Raw genomic sequence first — 614 nt, forward strand, 5'->3', positions numbered from 1 at the left:
GCACGAGCTCCCGCCATGTTACGACCATGTGTGGTGGTAGCTGATCTATATTTTGGCATTTCTTAAATCCTTCTTACTGCTGCTCTGGGTACACATAGTCTAACCAGCCCCACTTATCTTCCGTGGTGCCGTTAAATAGGCCAAAGTAGGCTTCTTGCAATTCTTTGGTAATCGGACCGCGTGTACCGCTGCCCACTTCAATTTTGTCGATGGTTGCCACAGGCACAACTTCTGCTGCGGTACCGGTCATGAATACTTCATCCGCAAGGTATAGCGCTTCGCGAGCAATGTTAGCTTCACGGACTTCGTAACCTTTATCGCGAGCAATGGTCATGATCGAGTCACGAGTGATGCCCGGTAGGATAGCGCTGGTTGCTGGTGGTGTGGTGATCACGCGATTTTTGATGACAAAGATGTTCTCGCCCGCGCCTTCTGACAAGTAACCGTCAACACTCAGTGCGATACCTTCGTCGTAACCATGACGACGTGCTTCACCACCAACGAGTAGTGAAGAAAGGTAGTTCACACCCGCTTTTGAAGCGGTAGGGATGGTGTTTGGCGCAGCGCGGTTCCAGCTTGAAATCATCGCATCCACGCCTTTTTCTAGTGCTTCT

General features: G+C 50.7%; 1 protein-coding gene. It reads right to left on the reverse strand.

Annotated elements, in window-relative coordinates:
• Positions 1-73: 73 nt before the first annotated feature.
• Positions 74-614 (reverse strand): branched-chain-amino-acid transaminase (gene ilvE / locus R7R24_RS28300; protein ID WP_318120395.1); only part of this gene is annotated, 541 nt, incomplete at its 5' end.

The sequence above is a fragment of the Vibrio sp. 704 genome (genome assembly GCF_033339295.1).